At 39.9% G+C, this 1253-nt stretch carries 3 protein-coding genes and 1 pseudogene; all 4 read right to left on the minus strand.

The features are described 5' to 3' along the window. A pseudogene (locus F6K40_RS41240) lies at window positions 1-152 on the minus strand (zinc ribbon domain-containing protein); the annotation flags it as partial. A gap of 78 nt (window positions 153-230) precedes the next feature. Beyond that, entirely contained in the window at window positions 231-650 is a 420-nt protein-coding gene (locus F6K40_RS40290) for a transposase (protein WP_365674478.1), read from the minus strand. Continuing rightward, window positions 628-945, minus strand: a complete 318-nt coding sequence (locus F6K40_RS40295; RefSeq protein ID WP_293145973.1) for a hypothetical protein — start codon at window positions 943-945, stop codon at window positions 628-630. The genes F6K40_RS40290 and F6K40_RS40295 overlap by 23 nt, the downstream gene beginning before the upstream one ends. Further along, the gene (locus F6K40_RS40300; RefSeq protein WP_293145976.1) at window positions 938-1189 is read right to left on the minus strand and encodes a hypothetical protein; all 252 of its coding nucleotides are present in this window, start codon (window positions 1187-1189) and stop codon (window positions 938-940) included. Before F6K40_RS40300 ends, F6K40_RS40295 begins: the two co-directional genes overlap by 8 nt. Between the last annotated feature and the right edge of the window lie 64 nt (window positions 1190-1253).

Here is a 1253-nt window from a genome sequence, read left to right on the forward strand (position 1 = left end):
GCAGTTTTAACAGAAGTGATGTCCTCCTCCTGTGTTGATAACAATCCAATTTTCTGTATCAGAAGTGCCGAGTTATAGTCCCTATCTAGTTCTTGTCCACATTCAGGACATGAATGCCAGCGCTCTGATAAGCTTTTAGGTACTTTGCTCAAACATTGCCAACAATGTTGAGACGTACCCTTTGGATCTACGCGTGATAACTCGTTTACCCAACTTCCAGGCTACATACTCTAGAACATCAAGGAATTGATAGTAGCTGCATCTTGCAAAGACTTATTCAATCCTGATTTGGCTGATTGGCCGTTGGGTAAAAACTGACCATTATCACCTAACTTGGCCTTGCAACGTCGAACTAAATTAGCTAAGAGCAAGTCTTCGATGAAAATAACACTTACATCCGAAAACAGATGATAAGCCAGTTTGAAGTGCCAGTCTAATCTTTGTCTCGCTATTAGTTGGTGCAGTTTCGCTATCTTACGCTTGAGAATTTTCCAAGGCTTGGAATGCTTTGGTTTCTTAGCCAATCTCATCTGTAGTTTAGACAAACGATGCTCAGAAAGCCTGAAAAATTTAGGCACCTCTATAAACTCCCCATCGGAGGTAACAGCATAATACAATAGTCCTAAATCAATACATGCATGAGTTATCAACGGTTGGTTGAATTTCTACAACCTCATAAGGCACAGTCTTATCTTCGATCGTAAAGCTTATATAGAAACCATCTGCTTCTCGAATTACGGTACCTGTCTTAACCTGGAAACCTAATGGTATTGGGCGATTGTACACAAAGGGGACTAAGCCAATTTTGGGTAAATTGACACAAAAACGACCGTTAGCATTTTTGATAATATTGGTATTTGACAACTGAGGATAACTGAACGAGTTATAATAGTGTTTTCCCTTGAATTTGGGTCTGCCACTGGTTTTACCGTTTTTGTCAGGCAAGGCACAAGTTATCCATTGTTGTTTGCACTCGTTGGACAACATCTTGTAGAACCTGAGAGTGCATAGATTTATACTCGGGGAATAGTTTTTTAGTCTGTACTAAATCTGCTAACTGTACTGTTTCCCACAAAACATAACCATTGACTATGTTAGGATACTTATCTCCTTTCTTCGTTATCAGATTACCATTGCTGTCTTTTTTTCTACCGTCGCGCGTTTGTACTCTAAATTCCGGAATATGCATGATAAATCCGTTCTACAGGTACTACTGAAACATTGAGTGGACAAGCGTTAACTAGCGTGCGGGT

The organism is Okeania sp. SIO3I5 (assembly GCF_010672085.1).
Lineage (GTDB): Bacteria > Cyanobacteriota > Cyanobacteriia > Cyanobacteriales > Microcoleaceae > Trichodesmium.